The organism is Nitrososphaera viennensis EN76 (assembly GCF_000698785.1).
GTDB classification, from domain to species: domain Archaea; phylum Thermoproteota; class Nitrososphaeria; order Nitrososphaerales; family Nitrososphaeraceae; genus Nitrososphaera; species Nitrososphaera viennensis.
On the sequence record NZ_CP007536.1, the window covers coordinates 1,433,516 to 1,458,070 of the forward strand.

Below are 24,555 nucleotides of genomic sequence, written 5' to 3' on the forward strand. Positions count from 1 at the left end.
AAGCACGCCCCTCCCCTTGCATTATTCCCGCACCACCCTAGAACCGTCGGCAGTCATCGAGAACCGAAAGACGGCGTCCACCTCCGAGTCCTCGAAAATGTCTGCGTCGTGCGTGATTATTATCATCTGGGCAAGCGGCCCCGCCCCTTCCCGGAACGCCTCCGATATTATCCGCACGAGCGCCTTGCGCCTCTCCTCGTCAAGGTGCGTGGTCGGCTCGTCCAGTATGACGAAATCAAGCTTGCTTGCGCCCATCATGTAGGCGATTCCAAGGCGAAGCGCAAGGGCGACTGCCACCTTTTCCCCGCCGGAAAGCGAGTCCATGTCCACCTCGCCGTTCCGTCCGTAACAGGTGATGGCTATCTCGCGCGCCTTTTCTGCCAGCTCTATCCTTGAAATGCCGATGTTGAACAGCGTGGCATATTCCGACGCCTTTTTCGATATAGTGCCAAGGGCCCACGACCTGAGGCTCATGCCGACTGCGCCGTCGCGGTTGTACACAAGCGAGCGAATCCGCTCCAGCATGCCCACAAAGCCTGCCGCTGCTTCAAGCTTCTTTGCAGCAGTCCTGCAAAAGTCTATAACATTCTTGGCGTCCTCGGCGGCCTTTCTGTAACTTCCCATCCGGGCGCTTGCGTCCTGCAGCTTTTGCATCACCTTCCAGCGCTCGTCCTTTGCAGCAGTATACTGGGCAGGAGAAAAGCTCCTTGCCTTTTCCCTGATGCTCGCAACATCTTCTGCAAGCGCCCTTGAAGCGTCGTCTATGGCAAGCGCATGCGGATCGTCAACCCTTATGATCTCCTTTGGCAGGCCGGACAGCGCCTCCCTGCGCAGGGCAAGGTCGACTTCGATGCGAGAAACGTCCTCCTGCGAAGCTATAGAGTTGCCGGACAGAAACGCCTCTGCTGACGCGATCTTCTTGCCCTCTTCTGCCAGCTTTTGCTCCTCCTTTTTCAGGTTGACCCTTTCAACCTGAAGGCTTGACCTGGCGCTTGCGATGCGGTTTACCTCCGCCTGGATGTGGGCCGTGTCAAACATGTCGTTTATCCTGCTCACCTGCGAGTTGCACACCGGGCACCTGCCGTCGCCTGTCAGCTGGAGCCGGCCGGCGCATTCAAGCAGGCCGCGCATCTTGCCTGCGTCGCTTTCGCTCTTTTCGATCTGCCTCTGCACCTCCTCCAGCTCGTCTTTTACCATCGACAGCCGGATGCAGTTTTCCTCCTTGCCGGCGATGGTGGCAAGCGCGCTCTTGGCCTCCCTCACCACCCTCTCAAGGCGCGCCGCCTCACCGGCCACCTGGTCGCGCTTTTCGTTCACGTACTTTATCAATTGTTTCTCCTTTGCCTGCGCCTCTGCGGCCTTTTCCCGCAGCGGCTCCAGCCTTTCTATTTCGGATTCAAGCTGGCGCAGGCGCCCTTCCAGGCGCGCCTTTTCCTCCTCGTACTCGCCGACAAGCCTTTCGGCATCAGCAAGCTCTTTCTCGCTCTTGGCAAGCTGCTCCTGTAGTCTTGACATTTCAAGGTCGGTGTAGCCGCCTGTCTCGTCGCGCAGCCTGTCGCGGAAACCTGCGATCACGTCCTTCATCGTCGAAAACGCAAGGTCGAGCCTGTCTATTCCTATCAGGCCGTTTATGAGCTCCTTGAACTCTTTTGGCTGCGCCTCCACTATCCTTGCAAGCTCGCCCTGCTGCACCACCGCCGCGACGCGCAGCTTTTTGTAGTCAAGGCCGAGCACCTTTGCTACCTCTGCGCTGGTCGACTCGCCGTACTGCTTGCGCTCGCCCCCTGCCAGCTTTTTGTTCACCTGCTTGCCTGCGTCTGACACGAGCTCCAGCTGTGAAAACGCGGCCGAGCCGGCAGTCGTGAGCGACCTTGCGACCTGGAACTCGCGGCCGTTGAGCGTAAAGCGCATCCTGACCACCGCCTGGCCGGAGGCGCCGCGCCTGACAAGGTTCTTGTTGGCCTTTCTCATGTGCTCGCCAAAGAGCGAATAGGTTATGGCGTCGATTACCGAGGACTTGCCGGCGCCGTTGTGGCCGACGAATATCGTTATCCCCCTGCCAAACTCCATCCTCGTCTCCTTGTGGGAGATGAAATCTTTCAGCTCCAGGTCTTTTATCATGAGTTTCTTTCCTCTTTCTTTTTAAAGGCCTCCCATACCATGTCAAGCGCTACGCCTGCTTCGCCGGCGGCTGCAGCAGGCAGGAGATCGTGGATTGCAAGGCGCGCCGCCTCTTCAGAGCCCAGCGCTTCCCTTGACAGCCGGAACAGCTCTTCCTCCAGGTCTGCGGGGCGCTCGTCGTACACTATGGCCTGCGCCTGCTGCTCTTCCAGCGGCTGCCAGACATAATGTATGCAATAATCGTTCAGCCGGACAAGGTTTGCCGCCACCATCCGGGAATCGATGTTGCTGTTGTTCTTGCCTTCCACCTCTACCCTGACGACAGGCTTTTTGGCAAGGGCAGAAGCCTTTTTGATTATAGAGTCGATGCCGGCCGCAAGGTCGCCATAGTCAAGCCGGACTGAAAATTGCGGGCGCCGGTGCAGCGGGATCCAGTGCACGCCGGCCTCTTTACCAGACATGTCGACCAGCGCAAATCCCTTTTCCACGTCCTTTATCCCCTCGCTTGGCGTCAGGTCAAGCGAGCCGGGGTACACCAGCGGCCCGCCCAGGTTTGCAAAGCGCTTTTCGTGGTGGTCGTGGTAGTGTCCCATCGCATAATAGTCGAAACTTGCAGGCAGGTCGGTCGAGTTTATCTCGCCGGCAAACTTGTTGAGATCGGTCAGCCCCTGGTGCAGGACGAGGATCTTTTTCTTGCCGTCATCGTGCCTCTTGGCCGCCTGCTCTGACACCTTCAGCCTTTCCACGAGTGAGTCGACGTTGCTGCGCCTTTCCTTGTCTGCGCCAAACACGACAATACTGTCGCCGACGACAAGCGGCTCGTCAGTTTTCAGTCGTTTCATCAGCCCGAGGTTTCCAAACACGTGCGCAAATGGCACGTCTCGCAGGCGGCTGATGTCGTGCTCGCCAAGCACAAAGGCGACAGGTATCTCTTTTTCCTTTAGTTTTTTCAGCGCGTTGGCAAGAGTTATGACAGACTTGCCGTTTGGCCGGGGCGTGTGGAATATGTCGCCGGCAAGAAGTACGAGCTGCACGCCCTCTTTGATCGAAATGTCAACTGCTTCCCGGAAGGTTTCGTAGACGTCTTCTTCCCGCTCTTCAAGGTTGAACTGCGAATAGCCAAGGTGCAGGTCGGAAATGTGAGCTATCAGCATCTGGCTCTGCTCCCGGATCCAATGTCCTCTAAACTAAAGGTTTTGGATTATTGTCATCTTGTCCGGTCCTGTTAACAATTCGCGAGTGGGATAATAGTCCCAGAACATTCCCACCGGCACAAAGGATCATGCAACTCCAGCGAATATGTACTCTGCAGCGACCAACTCGCAACAGGCAGTCGGTTTTTCATATCACTTGCTGGCAAGAGGACTATCAGTTTAATTTGCGTCTGACTTCCAGCTTGTCAGCAATTAACGCAAGAGAAAGCGGAGCTGCATGAAAATTAACAGACTATAAACAAAATAGCAATACTCTCACAGTTTTTTGTAAATCTTACTTCGGTGGCCAAGATCAACAACCAGAACCAGCATTTTTCCCTTCTCAATACTCACTATTGCGCGATAATCTCCAACTCTTATTGAATAAAGGTTGACCCCGCTTAGCTTCTTTGCCATAGCAAATGGATCTGCGGCCGCCTCATCAAGTCTTTCAATTATTCGTTCTTGGGCCACCCGGTCGAGTTTTTGCAGCTTCTTGAACGTGGTTTCTGTCCACCTTATTTCAAAAGTCATTTGATTTTCAGTCTTTGCTTGACTTCCTTCATCGATAGCGTCCTGCCTGCCTTGATATCCTCCAGACTCTGCTCTATTTCCCTTATTGTCGCTTCGCTCAATTCTCCTTCGTCCGTCTTTATGGATATTAGTCGCTCGACAACCTTGTTGTAGGATTCTCCGGGATATAGCTTGAGTTCCTTTAATTTGTCTCTGACGCTTTTGTCAAGTTGTATTGTGGTGCCCATATATGCACTAGCTATATGCAGCTATAGCTATTTATAGGTCACTATAAGCGGCAAGTCTTCATTGGATCTATTTTCATCCGTATTCGCCATCCGACAGATAATTGATAGCGTCGGAAGAAAAGTTGTCTCTATCAAAGCCAATTCCGGAACTAGTGAGCGCAATACTGTTGACAGAATTCTGAGATTCTTCTCATTGGCTATGATTTTGATAAACAATCCTTTTTTTCCAAAAGTGTAAAGAGATGATAGGGGCGGAAGTACATTGCGCCACAAGATGTCGTTTTCCATAGCAATCATAAGACAAAGGTAGAAGTAGAGCGTATTTTCTATTGCATTGCAGACTAATCCTGTATGTAGCCCGGCGGCACGTACGAGTCAGACGACTCTTTTGCTATCTCTTTTGCGGCCGCCAGCTGGCTCCACTGCTCCACTGCCTTCAGGTCGCCTCCTATCTTGCGCTCCTTTACCTCGTCTGCCCTGACAAACGTGGGAAGGTTGACCCACTGTCCTGCAAACACTGCCTCGCCGGGGTTCAGGGACGGCAGTTGGTCTATGAGGTCGCGGCTTAGAGCCTCGCTTGCCGCCGACACCTGCATCTGGTCGTCAGGCTGGATCATGCGCATCACTGCAAGCGACCCCATCTGGCTCAGTATGTTGGCGTCGATGCTCCTTGGCCTCTGCGACACTATGACAAGGCCGAGGCCGAACTTGCGGCCCTCCCTTGCGACCTTGGACGCAAAGTATTTCGTCTCTGTTTTTTCGTCCTTTGGTATAAAGACGTGCGCCTCCTCTATCACTACCAGGACAGGGGCGTTAAAGCGCGGGGGCGATTTCAGGTCTTCTGCCGACTGGATCCGGTCCTTGGCCTGCCGGGTGGCGCGCTTGCGGTCGTCCAAGAGCTCTTCCAGATAGTACGAGACAGAGACGTTGGCCTGCTTCTCGGTCAGCTCTACAAGGTTGATGACGTTTATCTTGCCGTTCTTTATCAGCGCTATGGGGTCTGCCATGCCGGGATCGAGTATGTTGCGGAACTTTTTGCGGACATAGTCTATCTTGTCCTCCACCTTTGCGGCCGCTTCTCGGTACATCTTTTCCTCAGCCCCAACTGCCCGGGCGCCTGCTACGAGCGAGTCCCAGAAATCGTCGCCCTTTCTCTGCTGGACGTCCTGAGTGAGTGCCTGGCGGAGCACGTGAATCTGGTTCGACGCGTTCTCTTGGATTTCAATAACTTCTGCAAGCTTGTCTGCCGGAAGCATCCTCGGATTTATCTTGGCAGGCATCAGGTTTGCAGCATTCCTGCCAAGGTCAAGCGTGGAATAGTCGTCGTGGTAATCAAAGATTATCATCGTGCCGCCCACCCGGGCGATCTCTTTTGCAAGGAGCGAAACCAGATTGCTCTTGCCCATGCCGGTCATTGCAAGCACGGCAAGGTGCCTTGACACGACCTTGTCGATGTTGGCCCTGACCTCCACCTCGACATTCCGGAGCAGGCTTCCCATGTGCGCCCACTCTGTCCCCTCTGGCGCAAAGACTTTGGCAAGGTCGGCGGTGGTCGCCTCGTATATCAGGGTGCCCGGCTCTGGCGGCAGCGCCGGCATGACTGCCTTGCACCTGCGCAGTTTTTCAAGGTAGCCGATTATCCTTGCGTCGGCCTTGTAGCTCTTGTCGCGCTTGTTTTCCGCCGCCACCTGGAGGCTCTCTGAAGCCTCGTCGTAGTTCCGGATGCTGTCGCCAAGGGCATCGCTCTTTACAAACGAGCGCTCCACAAGCGCAAGTATCTTTTCGCCGCAGCTCTGCATTACCACGTACTCGCCGACGCTGACGGGGCGCCTTGACTCGAACCGGACATAGTCCGGCTTGGCCACGCCCACGATTATCCCTAGCTCTTTTTCTCCTCCTTCACTCATTCAGCGCGTCCCTCGCTCCCTGCTCATTCTGCAAGCTGTAGATGCTTGCAAGCCTGTCTATATCTTCATTGCTTATCTTGCAGGTCTTGTGCGCGAGTTTCAGGCAGTACGGGTAGCCCGCTACAGAGTGGTAGCTCAGCATGTCAAGCATCGGCTTTACCTCGTCAATGCCGACGCCCCAGCTTGCGCTGTCTATCTCGATCCTCACCACTGGAGTATAGTCCTTGAGCCGGGCGTAGATTTCATAGACATCGCCTGCAGAAAAGCGTGCCCTCTGCGGCACACTAAAACCTGCCTTCTTGTCAAGGTGACCGTAGTAGTAAATGTCGCCTGCCTGCGAATCCAGGTCCTCAAACTGCAGCCTGCTGTTTGACGTTTTTGCGATAAAGACAGACTCGCCATACTGCCTGAGCACGCTTGCCGCGTCAAGGCTTCCCCGGGCCCTTGCCACTATCGAGCCGTCGACACACGTGATGTCGACGCCTGGATCCTCGACTGCTTTGCGCGCCATCCTTGCCTCCATCGCCATCGCCCTGACGTCAAGTTTTTCCGCCCTTGCCACGCCGGTTATGCTGCTTTCCCACTCCCTTGCGACTTGCCTGTTTGCGCTCGTGACTGCCACCGCGGCTATCGCGTACAGGTCCAGCCCCTGAAAACCCCGCTTGTTCCAGCTGCTGTCAATGCCGGCAGACTCGCACTTGGCCGGCCTTGGCGCATAGTTCACCCAACGCGAGCCGGCCTGCGCCATTATCCTGTCATAGTTGACGTCCCTTATCCCGGCAAGCTTGGCCTCCCTGTTCCTTATTGCGTCAAGTATTATCTCGTTGAACACGACCGCGACGGGTAACGTTGGAGCCCCGAGTTAAAAAGTGATCAGGCGGAGGACATCCTGCTTGCTATTTCCGCAGGGTCCCACATCGTCCTTGCCCTGCCTGCTTGTGCAAGCGCTCCCGCTTCCATCACCTGCGCCGCCACCTTTGCGGCCATCGGGAGCGCGCCCGTAGCACCAGGCGAATTGTAGTTCAAAACGTGCACCGACGAATCGCGTTTTAGGATGAGCGTGTCAGGGACGAACCTGCCCTCGCGGTCTATGACTGACGAGCGTATGCCTGCCGTGCCCCGCTCGGTAAAGGCAGAAGGCCTCAGCGCGGGCAGGAATTCCCTGACCCTGTTTATCATCGCAGTTTTTGAAAGTGAGCTTTTCAATTCCGTGCTTGCAAGCGACAGGAACTGCCTGTCAAAGAACACCTTGCGGGCGCCTGTCGCCGACGACTCTATTATCTTGGGGAGCATGTCTGCGATGTTCCTGCCTAGTGAATAGGCGTACGGCCCAAAGACGGGCACTGCGTTTGGCCCCACTTCGCGCCTGCCGTCCGCCCTCACTATCCAGTGCGGGTCAAGGAACGGGTACTCGGTATGTCTGGGGACTGAATACACAGACAGCCGGGTCAGGTCGCGGTACTGCTCTGGTGCCTGCCAGTACTCGCCCCGGAAGTGCAGGTCTGTGTATTCTCTGGCGACACCCATCGAGTGCGCAATGTCCACCGCGTTTCCGCCTGCAGCGTTTACGATAAACTCTGCTTCTATCTTGCGGCCCTGCCTAGTAGATATGACGTACGCACCAGCTTTGTTTTCCACCCGCGTGACACCGTGGCCGAGAAGAACTGCACACCCAAACGACCGGAGATCCTGCAAGAGGGTGCATGAAAACGAGCCATAGTCGACTGAGCCGTCCTTGCCGCAGTATATGGCCGCCTCGCACCGCACGTTTGGCTCCATCTTTTTGGTGCCGGCCTTGTCGAGGAGCAGCAGATCGTCCTTGGCAAGACCGTTTGCCTCGCCCCACGACATGTACTTGTGCAGGCGGTCTATGCTGCGCTCATCGGTTGCCACTTCAAGCACGCCGTCGCGCTCAAACGGCAGGCCCCGGGCCTGTGCAAACTTTTCCCACATTTCAAAGCCAAGCGATGCGGCCTTGGCAAACAGCTTTTTCTTTGCAGGATCATAGAGGAAGGGCGCGTGCACCTTGCCGGTGTTGCGGCTGCTGGTGTGCCGGGCTATGTCAAGCTCTTGCTCCACCAGAGCCACAGAACCCGGGTCCCTTGCCTGTCCGGAAAGGAAATACGCAATCGAGGTGCCGAGGATCCCGCCTCCTATCACAGCCACGGAGTACAAGCGCAAGACAGCATTGCACTTTGATTATATTTATTGTTCTTGGAAGGGCGCCCGTAAAACGTTTAATACGATACGTTGCGAGAGTCATTGATAATTGGCGCAGCAGGAGGTTTTTTCACAGGAAAGGAGGAAGCGCTTTGATGACCTTCCCGAGCTCCCCGAGAACAGGCCGGCTCTTTTGCTTTCCGCAGTCTACTCTGGCGAAGAAAGAAAGGTCTATTTGAAATTCTACGATCCCCGCGACAACGTAATTTACCACTGGCGCGACAGGACAGGCCACCTGCCGTACGCCTACAGCAAGATCCAGTACGCTGACGCGGTGGACCAGATAGTGGAAAAAGAGACGAAATACAAGGTCGAGCGCATGAAGAAAAAAGACGTAATCGCCGATCAAGAGATTGATGTATTAAAGATAACCGCGCCAGACCCGCTTTCCATAGGCGGCACCGACAACAGCCTGCGCGAAAAGGTGCGCTGCTGGGAAGCCGATATAAAATATCACGAAAACTACCTTTACGACCGCGGCCTGATACCGGGCACCTACTACGTCAGACACGGCGACAAGATAGAGCAGCACATGTACAAGATCTCTGACAAGGTCGAGTTTGAGCTCAAGGGCCTGCTGTGGGACAAGATAAAGGAGGAGGGCGAAGGGGGCAAGGAATACAGGCAATATGTAACAACATGGGCCAACCTGCTCAACCAGCCCATACCGGAGTTAAAACGCGTTGCAGTAGACATTGAAGTCGAGTCGGAGGAGGGCAGGATGCCTACGCCCCGCGACCACGACAGGCGCGTCACCGCGGTGGGCTTTGCGGGAAGCGACGGCCTGCGCAAAGTCCTGGTGCTTGGCGAGAACATGGTCGACAACGGCAAGCCCCTCATCAAGGAGGCAGAGGTGTGCAAGAGCGAAAAAGAGCTTTTGGAAAAAGCCTTTGCGGTAATCAACTCTTATCCCATAGTCCTGACGTTCAACGGCGACGACTTTGATCTGCCGTACCTCTATGCACGCTCGCAGGACGCGCGCATCAGCAGCGACGGCAGGGCGATTCCAAAAGACGCCGTGCCCATAATCGTCAAGAAAGAGTCGTTCATCAAGCACGGCATGCAGGCCGAGCCGGTGGGGATTCGCCACGGCGTCCACATCGACCTTTTCCGCACGTTCCAGAACCGCTCGATCCAGATCTACGCCTTTAGCCGGAAATACACGGAATTCACGCTCAACGCCATCTGCGAGGCGCTTTTGGAAGACACAAAGCTGGAGTTTGAAGGCGATATCAGCGACCTTCCCATGCAGACGCTTGCCGAATACTGCATGAAAGACGCCGACCTGACGTTCCGGCTCACCAGCTTTGGCGACAACCTGCTCATGAAGCTGCTGGTAGTCATTGCGAGAATAGGGCGCCTGTCAGTAGACGACATTGCCCGCTTTGGAGTCAACCAGTGGATCAGAGGCATATTGTACTACGAGCACAGGCAGCGCAATGAATTGATACCGCGGACAGACGAGCTGCATGAAAAGGGCACCGCGTCCACCGCGGCCGTCATCAAGGAGAAAAAGTACCGTGGCGGGGAGGTGGTAGAGCCGACTCCGGGCATCCACTTTAACGTAGTCGTCCTTGACTTTGCGTCGCTGTACCCGAGCATAATCAAGGTGCACAACCTCTCGTACGAGACGATAAACTGCGTGCACCCGCAATGCAGGGAAACGGGCAAGATAGAGGGCACAACCCACTGGGTGTGCCAGCAGCGAAAGGGGCTGTCGTCGCTTCTCATCGGGTCGCTTCGCGACCTGCGCGTCAACTATTACAAGTTCCTGTCAAAGGACAAGACGCTCCCCGCGCAGGAGCGCCAGCTCTACAACGTGGTAAGCCAGGCTATCAAGGTCATTTTGAACGCAAGCTATGGCGTCATGGGCGCCGAGATCTTTCCATTGTATTGCTTGCCTGTCGCCGACGCGACTGCCGCAATCGGCAGGAACACCATCAACGCAACCATCGACAAGTGCAAGGAGCTTGGCATCGAGGTCGTGTATGGCGACACGGACTCACTTTTCCTGAAAGAGCCTTCGCAGGAGTCAATAAACAAGGTAGTCACGTGGGCCAAGGACCAGCTTGGCGTCGACCTAGAAATAGACAAGCAGTACCGCTACGTCGTTTTCAGCGACCTGAAAAAGAACTACCTTGGCGTCTTGCCGGACGGCACGGTCGACGTCAAGGGCCTGACGGGCAAAAAGTCGCACACGCCTCCCTTTATACGCAACGCCTTTTATGAAATCCTCAGCATACTTGGCAGGGTCGGCTCCCAGAAGGACTTTGAAAGCGCAAAGGAGAGCATCAAGAACATCATCCAGCGCGACGCCAAGAACCTCGAATCGCACAAGATCCCGATGCCGGACCTGAGCTTCAACGTCATGATAAACAAGTCGCTTGCAAGCTATGGCAAGAAGGTCAACTCTGTCAAGACGATGGACGGCAAGGCCGCTCAGGTAGAGACCTACAAGGGCCTGCCGCAGCACATCAAGGCGGCAAAACTGCTTGCAGACAGGGGCAAGGAGATCAAGGCCGGCGACATTATCTCGTACGTCAAGACAAAGAACGGCGACGGGGTCAAGCCGGTCGAGCTTGCCAAGGCCGAAGAGATTGACACAGAGAAATACCTGGAGGCTATGGAATCGACGTTTGACCAGGTGCTTGGCGCGCTCAGCTTTGACTTCAAGTCGATGCTGGGCAAGCCCCGGCAGCAGAGCCTCGATGAGCTCTTTTGGAGCAAGCCTTCAATGTAATATAGTAGGTTTATTATCCGCGCTCTGAGAAAAAAGGCGTGTTGGACAAGGGCTTTTTCGACCTGTTTTTGGTGCCGGAAAAGACAAGGGCAGGCTATAGCTTTGCCGACACTCCTGTCAGGATCTCGTTCCAGGAAGCCAAGGTGGCAGTCTATGGCGTGCCTCTTGACGCGACCACGTCGTTTGGCAAGGGCACGGCGAGAGGGCCGGAGGCAATCAGGCTCACGTCTGCCCGGCAGATAGAGACTTTTGTGCTGGACGAAAAGGCCGACATTTACGAGCTGAGCCCGATATTCGACCTTGGCGACATAAAGATGCCAAAGGGCAGGGGCGCAAAGACTGTGCTTGCGTACCTTGACAGGACGATTCCACAGGTCGTATCTACGCTGCGGGAAAAGGACAAGATTCCCGTGATGCTCGGTGGCGAGCACACGCTTTCATACTACCAGCTAAGGGCGCTGGCAGGCGAAAAGCCGTTTGTCATACACTTTGACGCCCACCGCGACATGAAGGCCGAGTACGAGGGCATGAAGTTCTGCCACACGACTCCGTTCTACCATTTGCTGGAGTACATACCGGGCGAGGATTTCGTGCAGATAGGCATCCGCCAGACCGACAGGGAGGAAAACGACACTGCCATCAAGAGCGGCGTGACAACGTTTGACGCGTGGCAGGTGCACGACGACCTTGAAAAGGTAGCGGATTTTCTTGCCAAAAAGACGGCAGGCAGGAACATCTACATCTCGTTTGACATCGACGCTTATGACCTTCCGTACGTGCCCTGTACGGGGACGCCCGAGCCGTACGGCCTCGACCCGTTTCAGGTATTGCGCCTGATAAAGGCAATACACCCGTCAGCCAAGCTGGTAGGCATGGACATGGTCGAAGTCGGCCTGAAAAACGACGATTACCGCGAGGGCGCGCTTGCCACGCAGACCCTGTTGCGGATACTGTCGCGCAAGTACGCGCGCTAGCAGAAGGGGGAGGGGCGTGCTTCCAGTGGAACACGGCAAATTGCAGTTACTTCTTTTATACAGCTGCAAGCCTACACCAACATTATAGAATCTCCCGGTTATCAGAATCAGGCGTTGAAAACAAAAGGTGATATAGTAAAAAAGTACCGCATAATTCTAGCATATTGCCGTTTAAGGGTTTTGAGGTAGTAGGTCACAAGAATTTTATACAGACCTATGATTCTCTGCCCGAAAAGCACGAAATCAAGATACGCATTAGAGAAGTTCGCGATGAAATGCTGAGAGATATCAACAAAGGCGACTTTATCAAGAAAAAGCCGTATCCTGACAGATACCTAAAACTCAGCGTCAAGAACCTGTACGTTCATGATCTTCCCAACACCCACAGGCTGATTTACACTATCAGGACGGATGAGGAAAAGAAAACCTACCAGTATCTGGATCTGCTGACACACAAGGAATATGATGTTCTGTTCGGCTATAGTACCAGTTAGAGAGGAATTGATTCTTCTAGAGACTTGATCGCTTCTGGACTGTCAACAAATGTCCATACGATGGTCCCGTCCCTTTCAAACATTATCTTGTTGCTCTTTTCCAGGTAATCCAGTATCGTCAAAAGTGTGTTATACTGCATTGATTTTGGCAGGCTCCTCCAGAGCTGGTTTTTCGAGGTGAATACCTTGTCGCTCTTGATGGCTTCCTCCACCATCTGAATGGTATCCAATCTGGGCATGTGTCCCGAAGGTTTTGAAAGTCTGGATACTTTTCGTCCAGCTGAATGCTTTCTGTTCTTCTGCACATGCACGTTCTTCATTATGCGTAGACACCTACGTAGTAGAGCTATTTAGGTGTATACACCTTTGTATAATACAAATATGTACCATACATGATTGTATGAAGCATCAACACTTCAACTTGTTTCTCGATAGACTGCATATCCTTTGCATTTCGCAAGTAGCATCTTTTAGGCCATTATCTGCGGCCTGACCGAAACGTACCTTGGCAGGTTCAGCGGCAGGTAGGGCTTGTCCTTTGTCTGCGCCTTTACCTCGTCTATCAGCTCCTGCACGGTCATCTCGCGCTGCTTGCCCTCGTTTCTGTCGCGCACCATCAGCTTGCCGGAAGCCACTTCCTTGTCGCCGATGACTACGGTGTAGCGTATCCACTCTGTCTCTGACTCGCGGATCTTCTTTCCGACAGACTCGTCCCTGTCGTCAACGTCGGCGCGGATCTGGTTTGCAGACAGCTGCGCAAGCAGGTTGTCGCAGAACTGCAAATGCTCCTTTGCCACCGAGATGACGCGCACCTGCGTGTGCGCAAGCCACAGCGGAAACGACGGTATGCCGCCCGTCTTTGACACCTTGGCCGCCTTTTCCATCAGCGCATACATCACGCGCTCGACCGCGCCCGAAGGCGAGTTGTGCAGTATTATCGGGTTCTTTTTCGTGCCGTCCTCGTCCACGTACTCGATGTTGTAGCGCTTGCCGTTTTCCACGTCTATCTGGTCTGTTGAAAGCGCCGACGCCTTGCCGAGGCCGTCGACGTAGTTGAACTCCCATTTCAGCGTGAAATAAAAGAACCGCTCCTTCCACACCTCTGCAAGCACCGGCCTACCGAACTTGTTTATCAGCTCCGTGATAAAGTCCTTATTCTCGTTCCAGAAATCCTCAGTGAACCTGATTGCCATCTCGACGTCCTCGTTCTGGAGGCCAAGCGCATTTAGCACGCTTATCGAAAGCTCAAAGCGCTTGCGGAACTCCTCCTTTGCCTGCGCAAGGTCCTTGCAGAACGCGTGGCAGTCCGGCATTGTAAAGGCGCGCAGCCGGCGCAAACCTACGAGCTCGCCGGACTTTTCGCGCCTGAAAGAGTAGCGCGTCAATTCATAGAGCTTGAAGGGCATGTGCTTGTACGACACGTTCATGTCCTTTGCTATCAGGAATTGCCCAAAGCACGCCGCAAATCTCAAGAATAGTTGTTTATTATCAGACTGTATGTTGTACTGCCTTGCAGGAAAGCGGTTAAAGTAGCTCTCCATCGATGGGTGCTTTGAATCGTACATGATTGGCGTTTCCACTTCGATGCCGCCGTACTCCATCACCCGGCGGGTCACGTACTGCTCGATGAGCGACTTCATCAGGCGCCCCTTGGGATAAAAGCGCATGTTGCCGACGTCTGATGCCGGCTCGTAATCGGCTATTGCCATCTTTTTCATCAGGCGCACGTGCTCTGGCTGCTGGTTCACGGCGCGGTTCTTTGAAATTTCATAGTTTGTGAGCGTCTGGAGGTTTGCATCCTGCTTTTTGAACTTGTATTCGCTGACGGGGGTCAGAATGCCTCCCGGCTGCAGCACGTACCAGAACGACTTTAGCTTCTCCTCGTTCTTTAATGCTGTAGATTCTTTGCCCTCGTCGTGTTCGTGTTCGTGCTCGTGTAGGTGAACGTCTTCTGTTGCTTGCTTGGAAATCGCCTTGGCGTTTTCTGCCAGCGGATGGCCCTTGACCTTGATGTTGAACGACTTGGTCCAGCCAAAGGGCGACCTGTGCACTTCATCTACTGACTCTTTGGCAAAGCTTTCAACCGCCTTTACAATGCCTGCCGCCACGTCCGGCGCCGCAAGGTCGGAGCTCAGGTGCGCGTACGGGTAGACGAGAAGCCTTGACGCCTTTACGGTGTCCATGAATTTCTTGATCTCTCCTGCCGCCGCCTTGGCAACGCTTTCGTCGTCGTCGGTCTCTACTGCAACGAAAGCCACGACAAGATCTTCCAGTTTTACCTTGGCCTTTGAAGAAATGTCCTCGGCGCTTTTGATCTCCTTCTCGATGGGCTCGTACTCGATAAAATCAGAATGAAGTTGCAGCAGACGCATATCTCTTGATCACGGATCTATGCTAATTTATTTATAGTGTATTAGCCCCATCTGGCCCTCTCGTTTTCCCTCTCTTCCTTGCTGGCCTTTTTCCATTCCTTGTAGTGCTCGTGGCACAGGTAGACGTGCTTTGAACTGTTGAGGCCCATGTCCGGGGCCATTGCGGCCTTGCTTCCGCTTATCGAACGTTCCGCCTTGTTTTCGCAGCCGCTGACGCTGCAAGAAACACCCTTATCGACTCGGCCCATAACTAACTACTACCCAAAAACCACCATATGTGTATATAAAAAGATGACTGGAATGCTTATGGAGGGCCTGCGCGAAGCTAGCCTATGTATGGCCCCCTGTGCGAAAAGTGCCTCCACCCCCTAGAGCGCCACGGCTACGTGCTCACCCGGGCAAACGGAAAAGAAGTGAGGCGCTGCGAGATAGGGGTATGCACCTGCGTCATAATGAAGTAAGGTACCGTTAACTTTTTGGCCGCGGACGTTCAACAACAAGCGACGTGACAACCGACAACTTGGCAACATATCCTAAATGTAACAGCAAATTTCTTCAGACACGCTTGTTTTTGGCGGCAGCGATATAAAATGAGGCCCTACTCGCCATGCGTGGCTTTCGGGACCTGATGAACCCTTCTTTTAACCAATTTGGTCGGCTGATTGGCAGCTATTCTTTCAATTGATTGATTAAAACAGTTACTATCGCCATCTTTGCTGCTGCGTTATATGCCCCAACCGACACGGGCCCGAACCTTGTCGGTGTTGTATTCAAGCATCTCGAATCTTCTTCTTTCATCGGATGCTCCAAAACCGGAGTATCTGCGTGCACATATAATTGCCCTTGCAGCCGTCGCTCTGTGCCGTCGTTTACAATAATTATCTTTCGATTTTGTTGCATAACAAGATGCAGTTAAACCGGGAGTAATAGCATATGCAACAATATTTGTAGATTGCAGGTAGAGTTCCTTTGGCTCATTGGTGCTCGAACACTATGTGGAACTGTGCATCTCTGGGCCCTCATGGTCCAGATCCTATGCGGGTGCGGACCCATTCTGTCTAGAATTTAAGATTCTCTATTTTTTATGCGCAACAAGAAAACGAATCAGTTGGAGCCAATTCTCACATATCCTGCGAATTCCTTTTTCATTTCTACAGGACAACCTTCCCGCTCGGAAGCAGTTCTTGCAAAGTTCCAGTCTTCTGGGATAAGGTTTTCTACCTCTTCACTTGTGGCTATGCGTTGGACGGATATTGCCGATGCCCATGATCTGGGAACCTCTTAAATCCTGCCAAGGTGTTTGGACGTATCTTCAGAACTGCCCTCAGCAGGAGATCGCCGATCCTTTACTTCTTCTGCCCGAGTTCCCAGACTTTACAACTGTAACTTTATTGGATTCTTAACCTCCTAATGCTGCATGCTAAACAATCAAGTGATTTCCAAATGACAGCAGAGAAATTGAACTACTCTACCTGTGTAAACTTTCAGCAATCTTCACCAATACTTGAAGAGGCTGGTGCCCACGAATACCGTAAATGGTGCCATCCTGGTCATCATAGAACCTAACCCAGCCGGGCATTTTTATTGGTTCTTGTTTAACAATATTTCCATCTATTCTTACGGTGTCAGTCCCGTTAAATGGCTCCCATCCGATTCCTTTGTTGCCATTTACCGTGATTGGCTCAACTTTGGCTAGTGTTTCCGTATTATTTGCATAATATTCGAGTTCTTGATTCTGAAATTGAATGCTATCTTTTATCTCATCAGATTTATTGACACTGATAACTATGGCGCCTTTGTCAATTAGTCCGCCATACGATTCAGTAAGTGGACACAGAGAATGATCTGCATAAAACATGATGACGGTACGCCCTGCATAGTCAACGCCCTCCAACTGAAATCCTGCGGGCATACTTGAAGTATCGGGTTGTTTTACCGGAAAATCGGTGACTACGGAATCAAGCGTCTTTAGCATACATGCGTCATCGTTAGCTGCTTGACTCAATCTTCCGGTGTTTGCTAATATGACAGCTCCACCAATCACAGCTGAAAGAATTACCGCCACAAGAACAATCTTTCTTCTTTCCATTGTTACCACCTAACCATTACCACCGTAGTTAATCGGCGCTTGGACTGGATCATCGACTGTGCAAGAATCAGTATTATATGGTGACGAAAGGCCCGGACTAGTTGCAACAGTGTCTATTTTACTAGAGGAGCCAGTATAAGAGTAGACATAATTAAGAATGAAGCCATTAGACGAGTAGCATTTGTAATAGGGGTTAGATGAGGAGCTAAAGTAATCGTTAAATTGCATACTACCGCTTACCCATTTCCCTACTTTTAGCGAATCGAACCACCCGGGCAAGTTATTTGATGAATCTTGCGGATGGGTCGATCTAGCAGCGTTGCCTACACTCCCTGCCGGATGCGACCCTGTCGGAAAACAGTATGAATTAGAGTTAGATATTGTGGTAGCTTTCCAGCAATAGCTCGTGGAACTAGTCTGCTGCTCTACCTTAGCGGTAAATGTAGTCCCAGCAGATAACTGTGTCCAAAGATCGTGATTCACACCTATTGTGGGTGTAACGCGGTATACTAGATTATACTTCTCAACTGAAGAACTGCCTATCTGCGCATACCAGCCAGCGCCCATTGAAGAGTCAGTACTGTAAAAATTCACATACACCATGTAATCTCTATGATTCCAAGGAGATGCACTGCCGCTGATACTAGGAGTGTAGACCGTCAGGCTACCTTGCACTCCCGCTTGGTCGAAATTGGATTTCATCGATTGGTATGTATCATAATTTGTCGCGTTGGCAAGACTAGGAACAAGGAGAATTAAGGCTGCAACCATTCCTAATAGGAAATATACGGCTTGTATTCTCAAAAAATAGAGATTAAAGTCCATATATAAATTCCCTAGAAATATCTTCTATTCTGCGTGCATTTAAGGAATTAGTCGAAATATTGCGCCATTTGTGGTGGTTCTGTCGCATTGTCGTCGGATGCAATTTCATCTTGGTGATCACGAACCGACGCGAATGCTACAGTACCCAATCTTGTCGCGTAACAAAGAGCAGAGACTGGATGTAATCCTAATGCAACAAAATTGGCGATGTAATTAATCAAAAAAAGGAAAAAGGAAAGGTACAGAAAGTCTGCTAGCGTCTTTGTGCAACAGTGCCGTAGATAGGTTCGGTACCAAAGTGGTTTTCTATCTTTTCAGGTCCTAGCGTCATGGCAAATACAGAGTTGCCTATTATTCTGATAGTTATCGGCACATCCTGCACCGGGCCTTCCCGCATCGTGACGGTAGCTGTTCCATTGATAGTCGGGTTGCCAGATTCGTTGCTTCCAATTTCAGTCACTTTTAGATCTGACACTTCGTGTTCATGGAAGCCAGTACCGTTGGGCTGGACCATCTCTATTTTAGCCGTGAAGGAAAGGGCGGTTACATTAGCTGCCGGTGGCGCGGTTACATTAGCTGCCGGTGGCGCGGTTACATTAGCTGCCGGTGGCGCGGTTACATTACCTTCGACCTGTTCTAACTTCCAGATTCCCGCCAGTATCCACACAGGCGTGCCATCTTCAATCTGGATGCTTGCAATCCGGCCAGTTAGCCTACCCTCCGGCAACTGCAAGCCGGTTTGGTTTCCTGTAGTCGTTTGGTTTCCTGTAGTCGTTTGGTTTCCTGTAGTCGTTTGGTTTCCTGTAGTCGTTTGGTTTCCTGTAGTCGTTTGGTTTCCTGTAGTCGTTTGGTTTCCTGTAGTCGTTTGGTTTCCTAAACCTGTCACGTTTCCAATTAGGTTCTCTCCAGCGCTTGTCGCGTTTCCAATCAGGTCTTGTATCGGATTTTGTGCGAAGCTTCTTGCCACTGAAAAAGAACCGACTAGAATAGCCGAGACAAGCACTGCAGCAATCGCTGCAGAAACTATCTTAGCATTTTCTGCCATTTAGGAAATAATCGCTAGATGATGTTTAATGAGTTTCGACTTTGACTGCGATATGACTCTATTTTTGACCTACAGAGATAGACTGGTTGCACTATTACACACACAGGGCGCTACAAAAAACTCGGTAAAGATGCGGACGAGCATCGTGAAGAAAAGCCAATGGCAAAGACAAAAAACAGCAAGCAAGACACGCATGCACATACACACACGCATGTCAGGAGCAATATGACAGGCGGCACCAAATCCTAAAGGAAGAAGAGAATGCAAAAATATCGAGTGTGCCAGATTTGCGGCTGATAAGCTGGCAAGCTTTTTTACCTTGTGCCGGCTAGATCTCGGCAATATTTGCCAGGCACATATGAGTTATAATATATATAAATAGTTACTTTTAATCATATAAAAATCACCGGAAGTACCTTATAAAGACAGCATAGTTTACAGGTTTTTGATAACTCCTTAATATCTTTATACCGATGTAGGAAAGGCATGAGCATCGAAATCTCCAGTATACTTGCGCTCCTGACTACTTTTCAGGTAGCGGGAGGAAACGATCTGGCGGCCCCGATCGTAAATTCATTAAATGAATTCGGAACAACGATAGGGCGCGCCCTGCCAAATATTGTAGCAGCGCTTGTCCTCCTAGGAATCGGATATCTGGTAGGCAAGATTGCAGGGTGGGCAGTCTCCAAAGTCATAAAGAAACTCAACCTGGATAAACACTGGAGCAAAAGCGGGATCGGGCAGGCGACGGTAAGCACCGGCTGGAGCATGTCCAGGATTTTTGGAACAGCCACAAAGTGGTTCATCTACCTCTTCTTCATAGCCGCGGCGGTAAACGTGCTGCAATTCCCGCAGATATCGCAGGCGATCAACAGTGTGTGGCTGTGGGTTCCAAACGTCGTTGCCTTTTTGCTGGTGCTGGTGATAGGTTCGCTTCTTGCAGACTTTGTTGGAAGCTGGCTGCAAAATGAGCTTCCAAGGAGGGGAATCATAGCAGGCAAGACAATCGGCCTTGCCATAACCGGGATATTCTATGCCATAGTCCTGACAGTGGCAGTCACGCAGCTGGGCATCGGGCAGACCATACTGAACTCTGTCATAACCGCGCTGGTATGGGGGATAGCGGCGGCACTGGCGATTGGTTTTGGAGTAGGCCTCGCATACGGGTTGAAAGAGGCCATCCCTTCGATCATCAAGGGCAATACGCTCGTACAGCCGGCCATAAAGCAGGGACAGAAGATCTCGTTCAACCAGCACAGAGGCGTCGTACAGGAAGTCGGTGCATTTAGCGTAATAATAAAGGACGAGGCAGGAAGGACCGTGGTGATCCCGACAAAGAACCTCATAGACGAAGAAATAATCGTGGAATCGGGTCCAAACCCTGAAACGCAAGAAAGGATGATGGAAAGAGGAGGAGGATCACCATCGTCGTATTCTGCGGCAGCATAATAAAATAGCGAGACGACAACAACCTGTGCGTGCCAGAGCTATCAACAAGGCCGCCGGTGACCTTTTTCTTCTTCCTTTTTCAGGAACTATGGCGCGTAAAGACATCAGGGAAAAATAATATCACGAAATGAACGCACCTAGAGGTTTCTTCGTGAACCTATTTCTAATGGCTGGAATTTCTGAGAGTATCGCAGATGACTAGTAGTACGCGGTGGCGAAAGCTCCTGATAGGTCTGGTGATTCTTGGCGGCATCGTGGACGTTTCGGTCGCGACTTGGATTGCTGTTGCTGGTGGTGATGTTTCCAATCCAGACTTGCAATCCCTCCTGATTGGGTGGACTGTCGTTTTGAACCTAGTGATAATAGTAATTTCTGCGCTGGCGATCAAGAAGGGGCTATCGCGGCGACGGAAGCAGCAGCGCCACTTCCATAGCTCTCTGCAAACCCACCGTCCAAGCGATTTTCGCCGCACCTACACCACGATAAATGGTGAAACGGTGAAAAGCATGGGAGAGAAGCTCTTGGCAGACTACTTTTACCAAAACGACATCCGATACCAGTACGAAAGGACGGCATGGACTACTGACAACAAGCTCAAGCACAGAAGGATGATTTCCAAGCCTGATTTTTACCTGCCGGATTATGACCTGTACGTGGAATACTGGGGAATGGTGGATACGGAGGACGAAAGCAATAGGGCAGACTATATCAAATCAATGAAATGGAAAATGGCCAGGTACGATGAAAACAAAATCAAGTTCATATCCATCTATCCAAAGGATCTGGACGACTTGGACCGGATTGTCCGGGCAAAAATGAGCGAATCTGCACGTACAGGCCGGGACAGAAGAGACAGGTTCTCCTAGGGGATTTTATCAATAAAAAAATAAAAGGAGCAGGTCCTGCGGCTTGCGTTCTAACACGTTTCATTTTTTGCTATGGAAGCTACGAGTCCGCACTTTTCTGCCGCAGACAGGACAGTAGATTGTTCCCAGCGGCCGCCGTTCGGCGCATGTGCTGCAAAACGTGTTATAGAGGTAGATCGAGTTGGTGATGTCCCATTTCACCCAGATTGCAGTCGTCACGGCATCTTTTATCTAATATAGTGCCAAGCTTCTCGAAGTTAGTACCGGAGTCGCGATATTTAGAAAAGATTTCGGCCGCGTCAAACCTGCCTCTCTCCTTTTTGCTCTGCTCGCAGTTTTTGCGCGCCAATCCCCGGGCATTGTTTGTGTAAGGCTGTTTGGCGGGTCCAAGGCAAGAGCCCGCGAGAGACACATCATCATATTCTTCTTCCCGGGTTCTTGGAGTGTCAACGGCAAAAAAGTGCAACAATTGATAACTTGCTTGTACCAAGTAAAGTAATGCTTATAACAATCCTCTAGTCGGTTATTGGTGGCATGTCAGAAGACGACGACTTTGAGGATGACTTTGAAGACGAGGATGAAGACGAAGATTCTTCCGACGATGACGAAGGGGACGAATAAAAAAGTCCCCGCGGTTTTTATTGTTTTGTTATTGTCGTAATTTTTTGTTGTTGTTGCTGCTGCCGCCCAGCCTCTCGTACTGCATCCTGAACAATCCGATGAGCGTCTGCACGTCCTCGTCGCTGCGGACGTAAAATGTCACCCAGCCGGACTCCGGCAGGATGTGGTGCGGGGATACCTTTCCCTTTTCAACCAGCTCTTTTCTCACTTTCATCGGAAACGGCAGGTCGGCCCAGCTTGAGCCGTGCATGTGTCCCATCTCGCGGCCGTTCAGGTCAAACTCGGTCCCGCCAAACCTGTGGGTCTTGGTTACCACGCCCGGCCATGAGAGAAGCTCGCTTTTCACCCTCTCTAGCGTGTTTGCCACCATCAGTGTATATTATGACAGTATGGAGATTTAAGTGTGGTATGAATAACTTACTTGGTAGTATTCTTTTCTCCTCTATACCTTGAGGCCAAAGCTCTCGGCAAAGCCCTTGAACTGGTTGTACGAGTTCAGGAACTCCATACCCTTCTCGCTTATGCGGTATTTCGAGTCGGGCGCCTCGCTTAGGAGGCCGTACGCCTTTAGCTCCGAAACGATGGACGAGAGCCGGCGGTGAGGCACGTTTGCCTTTCTGATGAGGTGGGTGACGGGAGCGCCTTCGTCATAGCCCTCGTAGCTGTACTGCCTTGCCGTGTCCAGTATGTCGGCTATGATGCTGATGTGCGTCCTGTTGTTATTCGGCATCTTTAAGCCTCCTTCCAAGGCCGCTTGTCAGGCCGAATTTTGAGAACGGTATGAACATCAGGCCAAAGCCGGCAACCTTGGCTGCCAGGGCAGGGTAGTCATAAGTGCCTGGGAATATGAAATCGTACCAGGCCAAGAGCTCCGCTACTGCTAGCGTGCCAAGTCCCGAGCCAATCATGAGGGTGTTTGTCCTCATGGTCTGCATATACGATGCTAATGTTTCAATCGACACATATACTAGTAGAATAAAAGAAATTGACCTGACAAGATGTTCTATTGAATTTCCAGGTATTACGAATGGAGTAGCAGCTAAGGGTACCAAGGCAAGGGCGGCAGCGGAGGCGCCTCCTCTTGGCGCAAAGTCAAACGACGACTTTAGCCCATGAGACATGGCTATGAAAAAGTATCCGACTGCCTGCGCTGCAAGACCGGCGGTGTCGACTGCCCGGGCATAGCCGGGATGCACAAAGAATGCGGCTATGATGAGGGCAAAGCCGGCGGCTATCGAGGCAAACGCAAGGGTAAGGCGCAGGAGGTTTGGACTGCCGATGGTCGCATAGCCGCTGTACGCGAACCGGCCTATCATCGCAGAGATGGCTAGGCCAACGAGGTTTATCGCAAGTTCGATTTCCACCAACCGGCCGGTCGGTAATGGTTTGCGTGCAGAGTTATTTACTTTTTGTAGTCGCTCAGGATGTCGCGGTAGCGCGCGTCCTTGTACGCGATGTATTTCACGTACTCGCCGTAGGTCATGTCAAACTCGCACTTGGTGCACTTGACGTACGTGAAATCGTCTGCCAGCTCGGCTATTGCCTTGCAGTCGGGGCAGCGCACCTTCATGGCAGTACTGTCGTTGCAAAACTATAATAACTTTGGGAAAAAATCAGGCCGGATTTGGAAAAACCTTCTTAAGCGATGGGCGGCAAGTTATACTCAAGAGCGATAAATATGGACGGCAGCCTCAAGCCGGTACTAAAGCGCCAGATAATGTTCCTGGCGGCAAGCCTCGGGGCAGGGCTTGTTTTGACCTACTTTTTCGGCTTTCTGGTAGGCCTGGCTGCAAACGTTGCGATATTTGTCGCGGCCATCTTTTACATACGCTACCGCCAGACAAAGGCGCTCGGGTCGTTTGGCTTTGGAAGCGACACTGCCGGAAGGGGCCACATGAGCGAGGGAGTGAAGTTGAAGTATGTTTGTTTGGCCTGCGGCACAGAGGTCAAGGGTACAAGGTGCTCCAGCTGCGGCTCGAACATGAAAAAGCCGCTCTTTTAGAACGTATAATAATGGCTAGCGCAAGAGGTTCTCTCAAGATATGAGCGGCAAGACCTGCCTGAAGTGCGGCAAGCCGATAGACGCGCCGTCAGAAGACCCGGCCGCCGACAAGTACCCGGCATGCAACGCGTGCTGGAAAGAGTGGACGACGTACGCCATCATGGTGATGAACGAGCTCAGGCTCGACATGTCCCTTCCGGAGCACAGAAAGGCGTTGCGCAAGTACGAAAGGGCGTTCTTTGGCCTTGAGAAAGGCATCGGCGAGATAGAGAAAAAGCCCGAGCAGCCGCCGTCACATTAGTAGTACACACACACTAGAGGCCAAGCGCTTTTCTCGAATAGTCCGGAATGGCTGCAAGTATCTTCTCGCGCCTTGGAAAGGCAAAGAGCACTTCCTTGAACGAGTCTGCAAGTATCTCGCGCTCTCTGTCGCCAAGCGACTGAAACGTGTCCGTAAGCGACTGGAAGTTGAGGCGCTGGAGCGATTCTGGCTGTTTAATTATCTGGCTGCAATAGATGCTGAAAATCGCAGTGCGCTTTTCCGCGTCAAACCCTGCGAGGACCTCAAGCCACGTCTTTACCAGCACAGACAGCTTTTGCGGCTCTATCGTCGGAGCTGCTGCAAGCGCAAGCGCGATAGTCTCCTGCCTTTCCTTCTCGGCCATGTCAAAGAATTCTGAAAGCCTTTTTTGCAGCATCGGCTTGCGCAGGAATTCCGGAAGGTTTGCAAGGATCTGGATGATGTTTCCCGCGGCGCCATTGAGATCCTGCTGCTGTCCTCCCCCTCCTGCCCCTCCGCTCAACAGCCCATCTTTTGCTGCGGCTCAATTTAATCCGTGCTGCGCAGGTGAGATTAAATAACGACATGCTGTCACA

Annotated in this window: 25 protein-coding genes; 8 read left to right on the plus strand and 17 right to left on the minus strand. The window is 52.1% G+C overall.

Features of this window, described 5'->3' with window-relative positions; genetic code table 11:
• Positions 1-21 precede the first annotated feature (21 nt).
• The 7 genes from NVIE_RS08165 to NVIE_RS08200 all read right to left on the minus strand — a co-directional run bounded on the left by NVIE_RS08165 (position 22) and on the right by NVIE_RS08200 (position 8,148).
• Positions 22-2,121, minus strand: coding sequence for an AAA family ATPase (locus tag NVIE_RS08165; RefSeq protein WP_075054823.1), 2,100 nt, complete (start codon positions 2,119-2,121; stop codon positions 22-24).
• Positions 2,118-3,275 (minus strand): metallophosphoesterase family protein, encoded by a 1,158-nt coding sequence (locus NVIE_RS08170; RefSeq protein WP_075054824.1) that lies wholly within the window; start codon positions 3,273-3,275, stop codon positions 2,118-2,120. Before NVIE_RS08170 ends, NVIE_RS08165 begins: the two co-directional genes overlap by 4 nt.
• A 315-nt stretch (positions 3,276-3,590) precedes the next feature.
• Positions 3,591-3,848 (minus strand): type II toxin-antitoxin system RelE family toxin, encoded by a 258-nt coding sequence (locus NVIE_RS08175; protein ID WP_075054825.1) that lies wholly within the window; start codon positions 3,846-3,848, stop codon positions 3,591-3,593.
• Positions 3,845-4,075: a DUF7557 family protein gene (locus NVIE_RS08180; protein WP_075054826.1), complete on the minus strand. Its 231-nt coding sequence runs from the start codon at positions 4,073-4,075 to the stop codon at positions 3,845-3,847. The genes NVIE_RS08175 and NVIE_RS08180 overlap by 4 nt, the downstream gene beginning before the upstream one ends.
• A 341-nt stretch (positions 4,076-4,416) precedes the next feature.
• A complete protein-coding gene (locus NVIE_RS08190; protein WP_075054828.1) occupies positions 4,417-5,982 on the minus strand; it encodes an ATP-binding protein in 1,566 nt (521 codons plus the stop codon).
• Positions 5,975-6,814 (minus strand): DNA double-strand break repair nuclease NurA, encoded by an 840-nt coding sequence (locus NVIE_RS08195; protein ID WP_075054829.1) that lies wholly within the window; start codon positions 6,812-6,814, stop codon positions 5,975-5,977. Before NVIE_RS08195 ends, NVIE_RS08190 begins: the two co-directional genes overlap by 8 nt.
• A gap of 41 nt (positions 6,815-6,855) precedes the next feature.
• Positions 6,856-8,148, minus strand: a complete 1,293-nt coding sequence (locus NVIE_RS08200; protein ID WP_227717548.1) for an NAD(P)/FAD-dependent oxidoreductase — start codon at positions 8,146-8,148, stop codon at positions 6,856-6,858.
• A 103-nt stretch (positions 8,149-8,251) separates the two neighbouring features.
• Here NVIE_RS08200 and NVIE_RS08205 point away from each other — a divergent pair, with 103 nt between their 5' ends.
• From NVIE_RS08205 to NVIE_RS08215, 3 genes are all read left to right on the plus strand, one after another.
• Positions 8,252-10,942: a DNA-directed DNA polymerase I gene (locus tag NVIE_RS08205; protein ID WP_084790705.1), complete on the plus strand. Its 2,691-nt coding sequence runs from the start codon at positions 8,252-8,254 to the stop codon at positions 10,940-10,942.
• 38 nt (positions 10,943-10,980) lie between these two features.
• Complete coding sequence (locus NVIE_RS08210; protein WP_084790706.1) at positions 10,981-11,916, plus strand: arginase family protein; 936 nt, start codon at positions 10,981-10,983, stop codon at positions 11,914-11,916.
• 164 nt (positions 11,917-12,080) lie between these two features.
• Positions 12,081-12,410: a hypothetical protein gene (locus NVIE_RS08215; RefSeq protein WP_075054832.1), complete on the plus strand. Its 330-nt coding sequence runs from the start codon at positions 12,081-12,083 to the stop codon at positions 12,408-12,410.
• On the opposite strand, the gene NVIE_RS08220 is transcribed toward NVIE_RS08215, so the two are convergent.
• The 3 genes from NVIE_RS08220 to NVIE_RS08230 all read right to left on the minus strand — a co-directional run bounded on the left by NVIE_RS08220 (position 12,407) and on the right by NVIE_RS08230 (position 15,030).
• A complete protein-coding gene (locus NVIE_RS08220; protein ID WP_084790707.1) occupies positions 12,407-12,625 on the minus strand; it encodes a hypothetical protein in 219 nt (72 codons plus the stop codon). The two genes, NVIE_RS08215 and NVIE_RS08220, sit on opposite strands and share 4 nt — an antisense overlap.
• A gap of 255 nt (positions 12,626-12,880) precedes the next feature.
• Positions 12,881-14,782 (minus strand): threonine--tRNA ligase, encoded by a 1,902-nt coding sequence (locus NVIE_RS08225; RefSeq protein WP_075054834.1) that lies wholly within the window; start codon positions 14,780-14,782, stop codon positions 12,881-12,883.
• A 41-nt stretch (positions 14,783-14,823) separates the two neighbouring features.
• Entirely contained in the window at positions 14,824-15,030 is a 207-nt protein-coding gene (locus NVIE_RS08230) for a hypothetical protein (protein ID WP_075054835.1), read from the minus strand.
• Positions 15,031-15,114: 84 nt separating this feature from the next.
• On the opposite strand from NVIE_RS08230, the gene NVIE_RS16090 reads away from it, so the two are divergent.
• A complete protein-coding gene (locus NVIE_RS16090; RefSeq protein ID WP_258914091.1) occupies positions 15,115-15,243 on the plus strand; it encodes a hypothetical protein in 129 nt (42 codons plus the stop codon).
• Positions 15,244-16,250: 1,007 nt separating this feature from the next.
• Here NVIE_RS16090 and NVIE_RS08240 read toward each other — a convergent pair.
• Positions 16,251-16,880: a hypothetical protein gene (locus NVIE_RS08240; RefSeq protein ID WP_158435150.1), complete on the minus strand. Its 630-nt coding sequence runs from the start codon at positions 16,878-16,880 to the stop codon at positions 16,251-16,253.
• A 1,069-nt stretch (positions 16,881-17,949) separates the two neighbouring features.
• Positions 17,950-18,741 carry a hypothetical protein gene (locus tag NVIE_RS08245; RefSeq protein WP_075054838.1) on the minus strand — a complete coding sequence of 264 codons (792 nt, stop codon included), beginning with the start codon at positions 18,739-18,741 and terminating at the stop codon, positions 17,950-17,952.
• Positions 18,742-19,227: 486 nt separating this feature from the next.
• Here NVIE_RS08245 and NVIE_RS08250 point away from each other — a divergent pair, with 486 nt between their 5' ends.
• Positions 19,228-20,190 carry a mechanosensitive ion channel family protein gene (locus NVIE_RS08250; RefSeq protein WP_075054839.1) on the plus strand — a complete coding sequence of 321 codons (963 nt, stop codon included), beginning with the start codon at positions 19,228-19,230 and terminating at the stop codon, positions 20,188-20,190.
• Between the two features lie 194 nt (positions 20,191-20,384).
• A complete protein-coding gene (locus NVIE_RS08255; RefSeq protein WP_075054840.1) occupies positions 20,385-21,056 on the plus strand; it encodes a PDDEXK family nuclease in 672 nt (223 codons plus the stop codon).
• 649 nt (positions 21,057-21,705) lie between these two features.
• Here NVIE_RS08255 and NVIE_RS08265 read toward each other — a convergent pair.
• The 4 genes from NVIE_RS08265 to NVIE_RS15720 all read right to left on the minus strand — a co-directional run bounded on the left by NVIE_RS08265 (position 21,706) and on the right by NVIE_RS15720 (position 23,247).
• On the minus strand, positions 21,706-22,047 hold the full coding sequence (locus NVIE_RS08265) for a luciferase domain-containing protein (protein ID WP_075054842.1): 342 nt from the start codon (positions 22,045-22,047) through the stop codon (positions 21,706-21,708).
• 72 nt (positions 22,048-22,119) lie between these two features.
• Positions 22,120-22,407, minus strand: a complete 288-nt coding sequence (locus tag NVIE_RS08270) for a winged helix-turn-helix domain-containing protein (protein WP_075054843.1) — start codon at positions 22,405-22,407, stop codon at positions 22,120-22,122.
• On the minus strand, positions 22,397-23,044 hold the full coding sequence (locus NVIE_RS08275) for a hypothetical protein (protein ID WP_084790708.1): 648 nt from the start codon (positions 23,042-23,044) through the stop codon (positions 22,397-22,399). Before NVIE_RS08275 ends, NVIE_RS08270 begins: the two co-directional genes overlap by 11 nt.
• 35 nt (positions 23,045-23,079) lie before the next feature.
• A complete protein-coding gene (locus tag NVIE_RS15720) occupies positions 23,080-23,247 on the minus strand; it encodes a hypothetical protein (protein WP_169736200.1) in 168 nt (55 codons plus the stop codon).
• A 75-nt stretch (positions 23,248-23,322) separates the two neighbouring features.
• On the opposite strand from NVIE_RS15720, the gene NVIE_RS08280 reads away from it, so the two are divergent.
• Both NVIE_RS08280 and NVIE_RS08285 read left to right on the plus strand, forming a co-directional pair.
• Complete coding sequence (locus tag NVIE_RS08280; RefSeq protein WP_227717302.1) at positions 23,323-23,679, plus strand: zinc ribbon domain-containing protein; 357 nt, start codon at positions 23,323-23,325, stop codon at positions 23,677-23,679.
• A 40-nt stretch (positions 23,680-23,719) separates the two neighbouring features.
• Positions 23,720-23,980, plus strand: a complete 261-nt coding sequence (locus NVIE_RS08285) for a Fe(2+)-trafficking protein (RefSeq protein WP_075054845.1) — start codon at positions 23,720-23,722, stop codon at positions 23,978-23,980.
• A 13-nt stretch (positions 23,981-23,993) separates the two neighbouring features.
• On the opposite strand, the gene NVIE_RS08290 is transcribed toward NVIE_RS08285, so the two are convergent.
• Positions 23,994-24,482 (minus strand): hypothetical protein, encoded by a 489-nt coding sequence (locus tag NVIE_RS08290; RefSeq protein WP_075054846.1) that lies wholly within the window; start codon positions 24,480-24,482, stop codon positions 23,994-23,996.
• Positions 24,483-24,555 lie beyond the last annotated feature (73 nt).

Coding starts and splice junctions, on each gene's coding strand:
- NVIE_RS08165 (WP_075054823.1), bottom strand. CDS start 2,121: ATGATAAAAGACCTGGAGCTGAAAGATTTCATCTCCCACAAGGAGACG.
- NVIE_RS08170 (WP_075054824.1), bottom strand. CDS start 3,275: ATGCTGATAGCTCACATTTCCGACCTGCACCTTGGCTATTCGCAGTTC.
- NVIE_RS08175 (WP_075054825.1), bottom strand. CDS start 3,848: ATGACTTTTGAAATAAGGTGGACAGAAACCACGTTCAAGAAGCTGCAA.
- NVIE_RS08180 (WP_075054826.1), bottom strand. CDS start 4,075: ATGGGCACCACAATACAACTTGACAAAAGCGTCAGAGACAAATTAAAG.
- NVIE_RS08190 (WP_075054828.1), bottom strand. CDS start 5,982: ATGAGTGAAGGAGGAGAAAAAGAGCTAGGGATAATCGTGGGCGTGGCC.
- NVIE_RS08220 (WP_084790707.1), bottom strand. CDS start 12,625: ATGGTGGAGGAAGCCATCAAGAGCGACAAGGTATTCACCTCGAAAAAC.
- NVIE_RS08225 (WP_075054834.1), bottom strand. CDS start 14,782: ATGCGTCTGCTGCAACTTCATTCTGATTTTATCGAGTACGAGCCCATC.
- NVIE_RS08230 (WP_075054835.1), bottom strand. CDS start 15,030: ATGGGCCGAGTCGATAAGGGTGTTTCTTGCAGCGTCAGCGGCTGCGAA.
- NVIE_RS16090 (WP_258914091.1), top strand. CDS start 15,115: ATGTATGGCCCCCTGTGCGAAAAGTGCCTCCACCCCCTAGAGCGCCAC.
- NVIE_RS08245 (WP_075054838.1), bottom strand. CDS start 18,741: ATGGCAGAAAATGCTAAGATAGTTTCTGCAGCGATTGCTGCAGTGCTT.
- NVIE_RS08250 (WP_075054839.1), top strand. CDS start 19,228: ATGAGCATCGAAATCTCCAGTATACTTGCGCTCCTGACTACTTTTCAG.
- NVIE_RS08255 (WP_075054840.1), top strand. CDS start 20,385: ATGACTAGTAGTACGCGGTGGCGAAAGCTCCTGATAGGTCTGGTGATT.
- NVIE_RS08265 (WP_075054842.1), bottom strand. CDS start 22,047: ATGGTGGCAAACACGCTAGAGAGGGTGAAAAGCGAGCTTCTCTCATGG.
- NVIE_RS08270 (WP_075054843.1), bottom strand. CDS start 22,407: ATGCCGAATAACAACAGGACGCACATCAGCATCATAGCCGACATACTG.
- NVIE_RS15720 (WP_169736200.1), bottom strand. CDS start 23,247: ATGAAGGTGCGCTGCCCCGACTGCAAGGCAATAGCCGAGCTGGCAGAC.
- NVIE_RS08280 (WP_227717302.1), top strand. CDS start 23,323: ATGGGCGGCAAGTTATACTCAAGAGCGATAAATATGGACGGCAGCCTC.
- NVIE_RS08285 (WP_075054845.1), top strand. CDS start 23,720: ATGAGCGGCAAGACCTGCCTGAAGTGCGGCAAGCCGATAGACGCGCCG.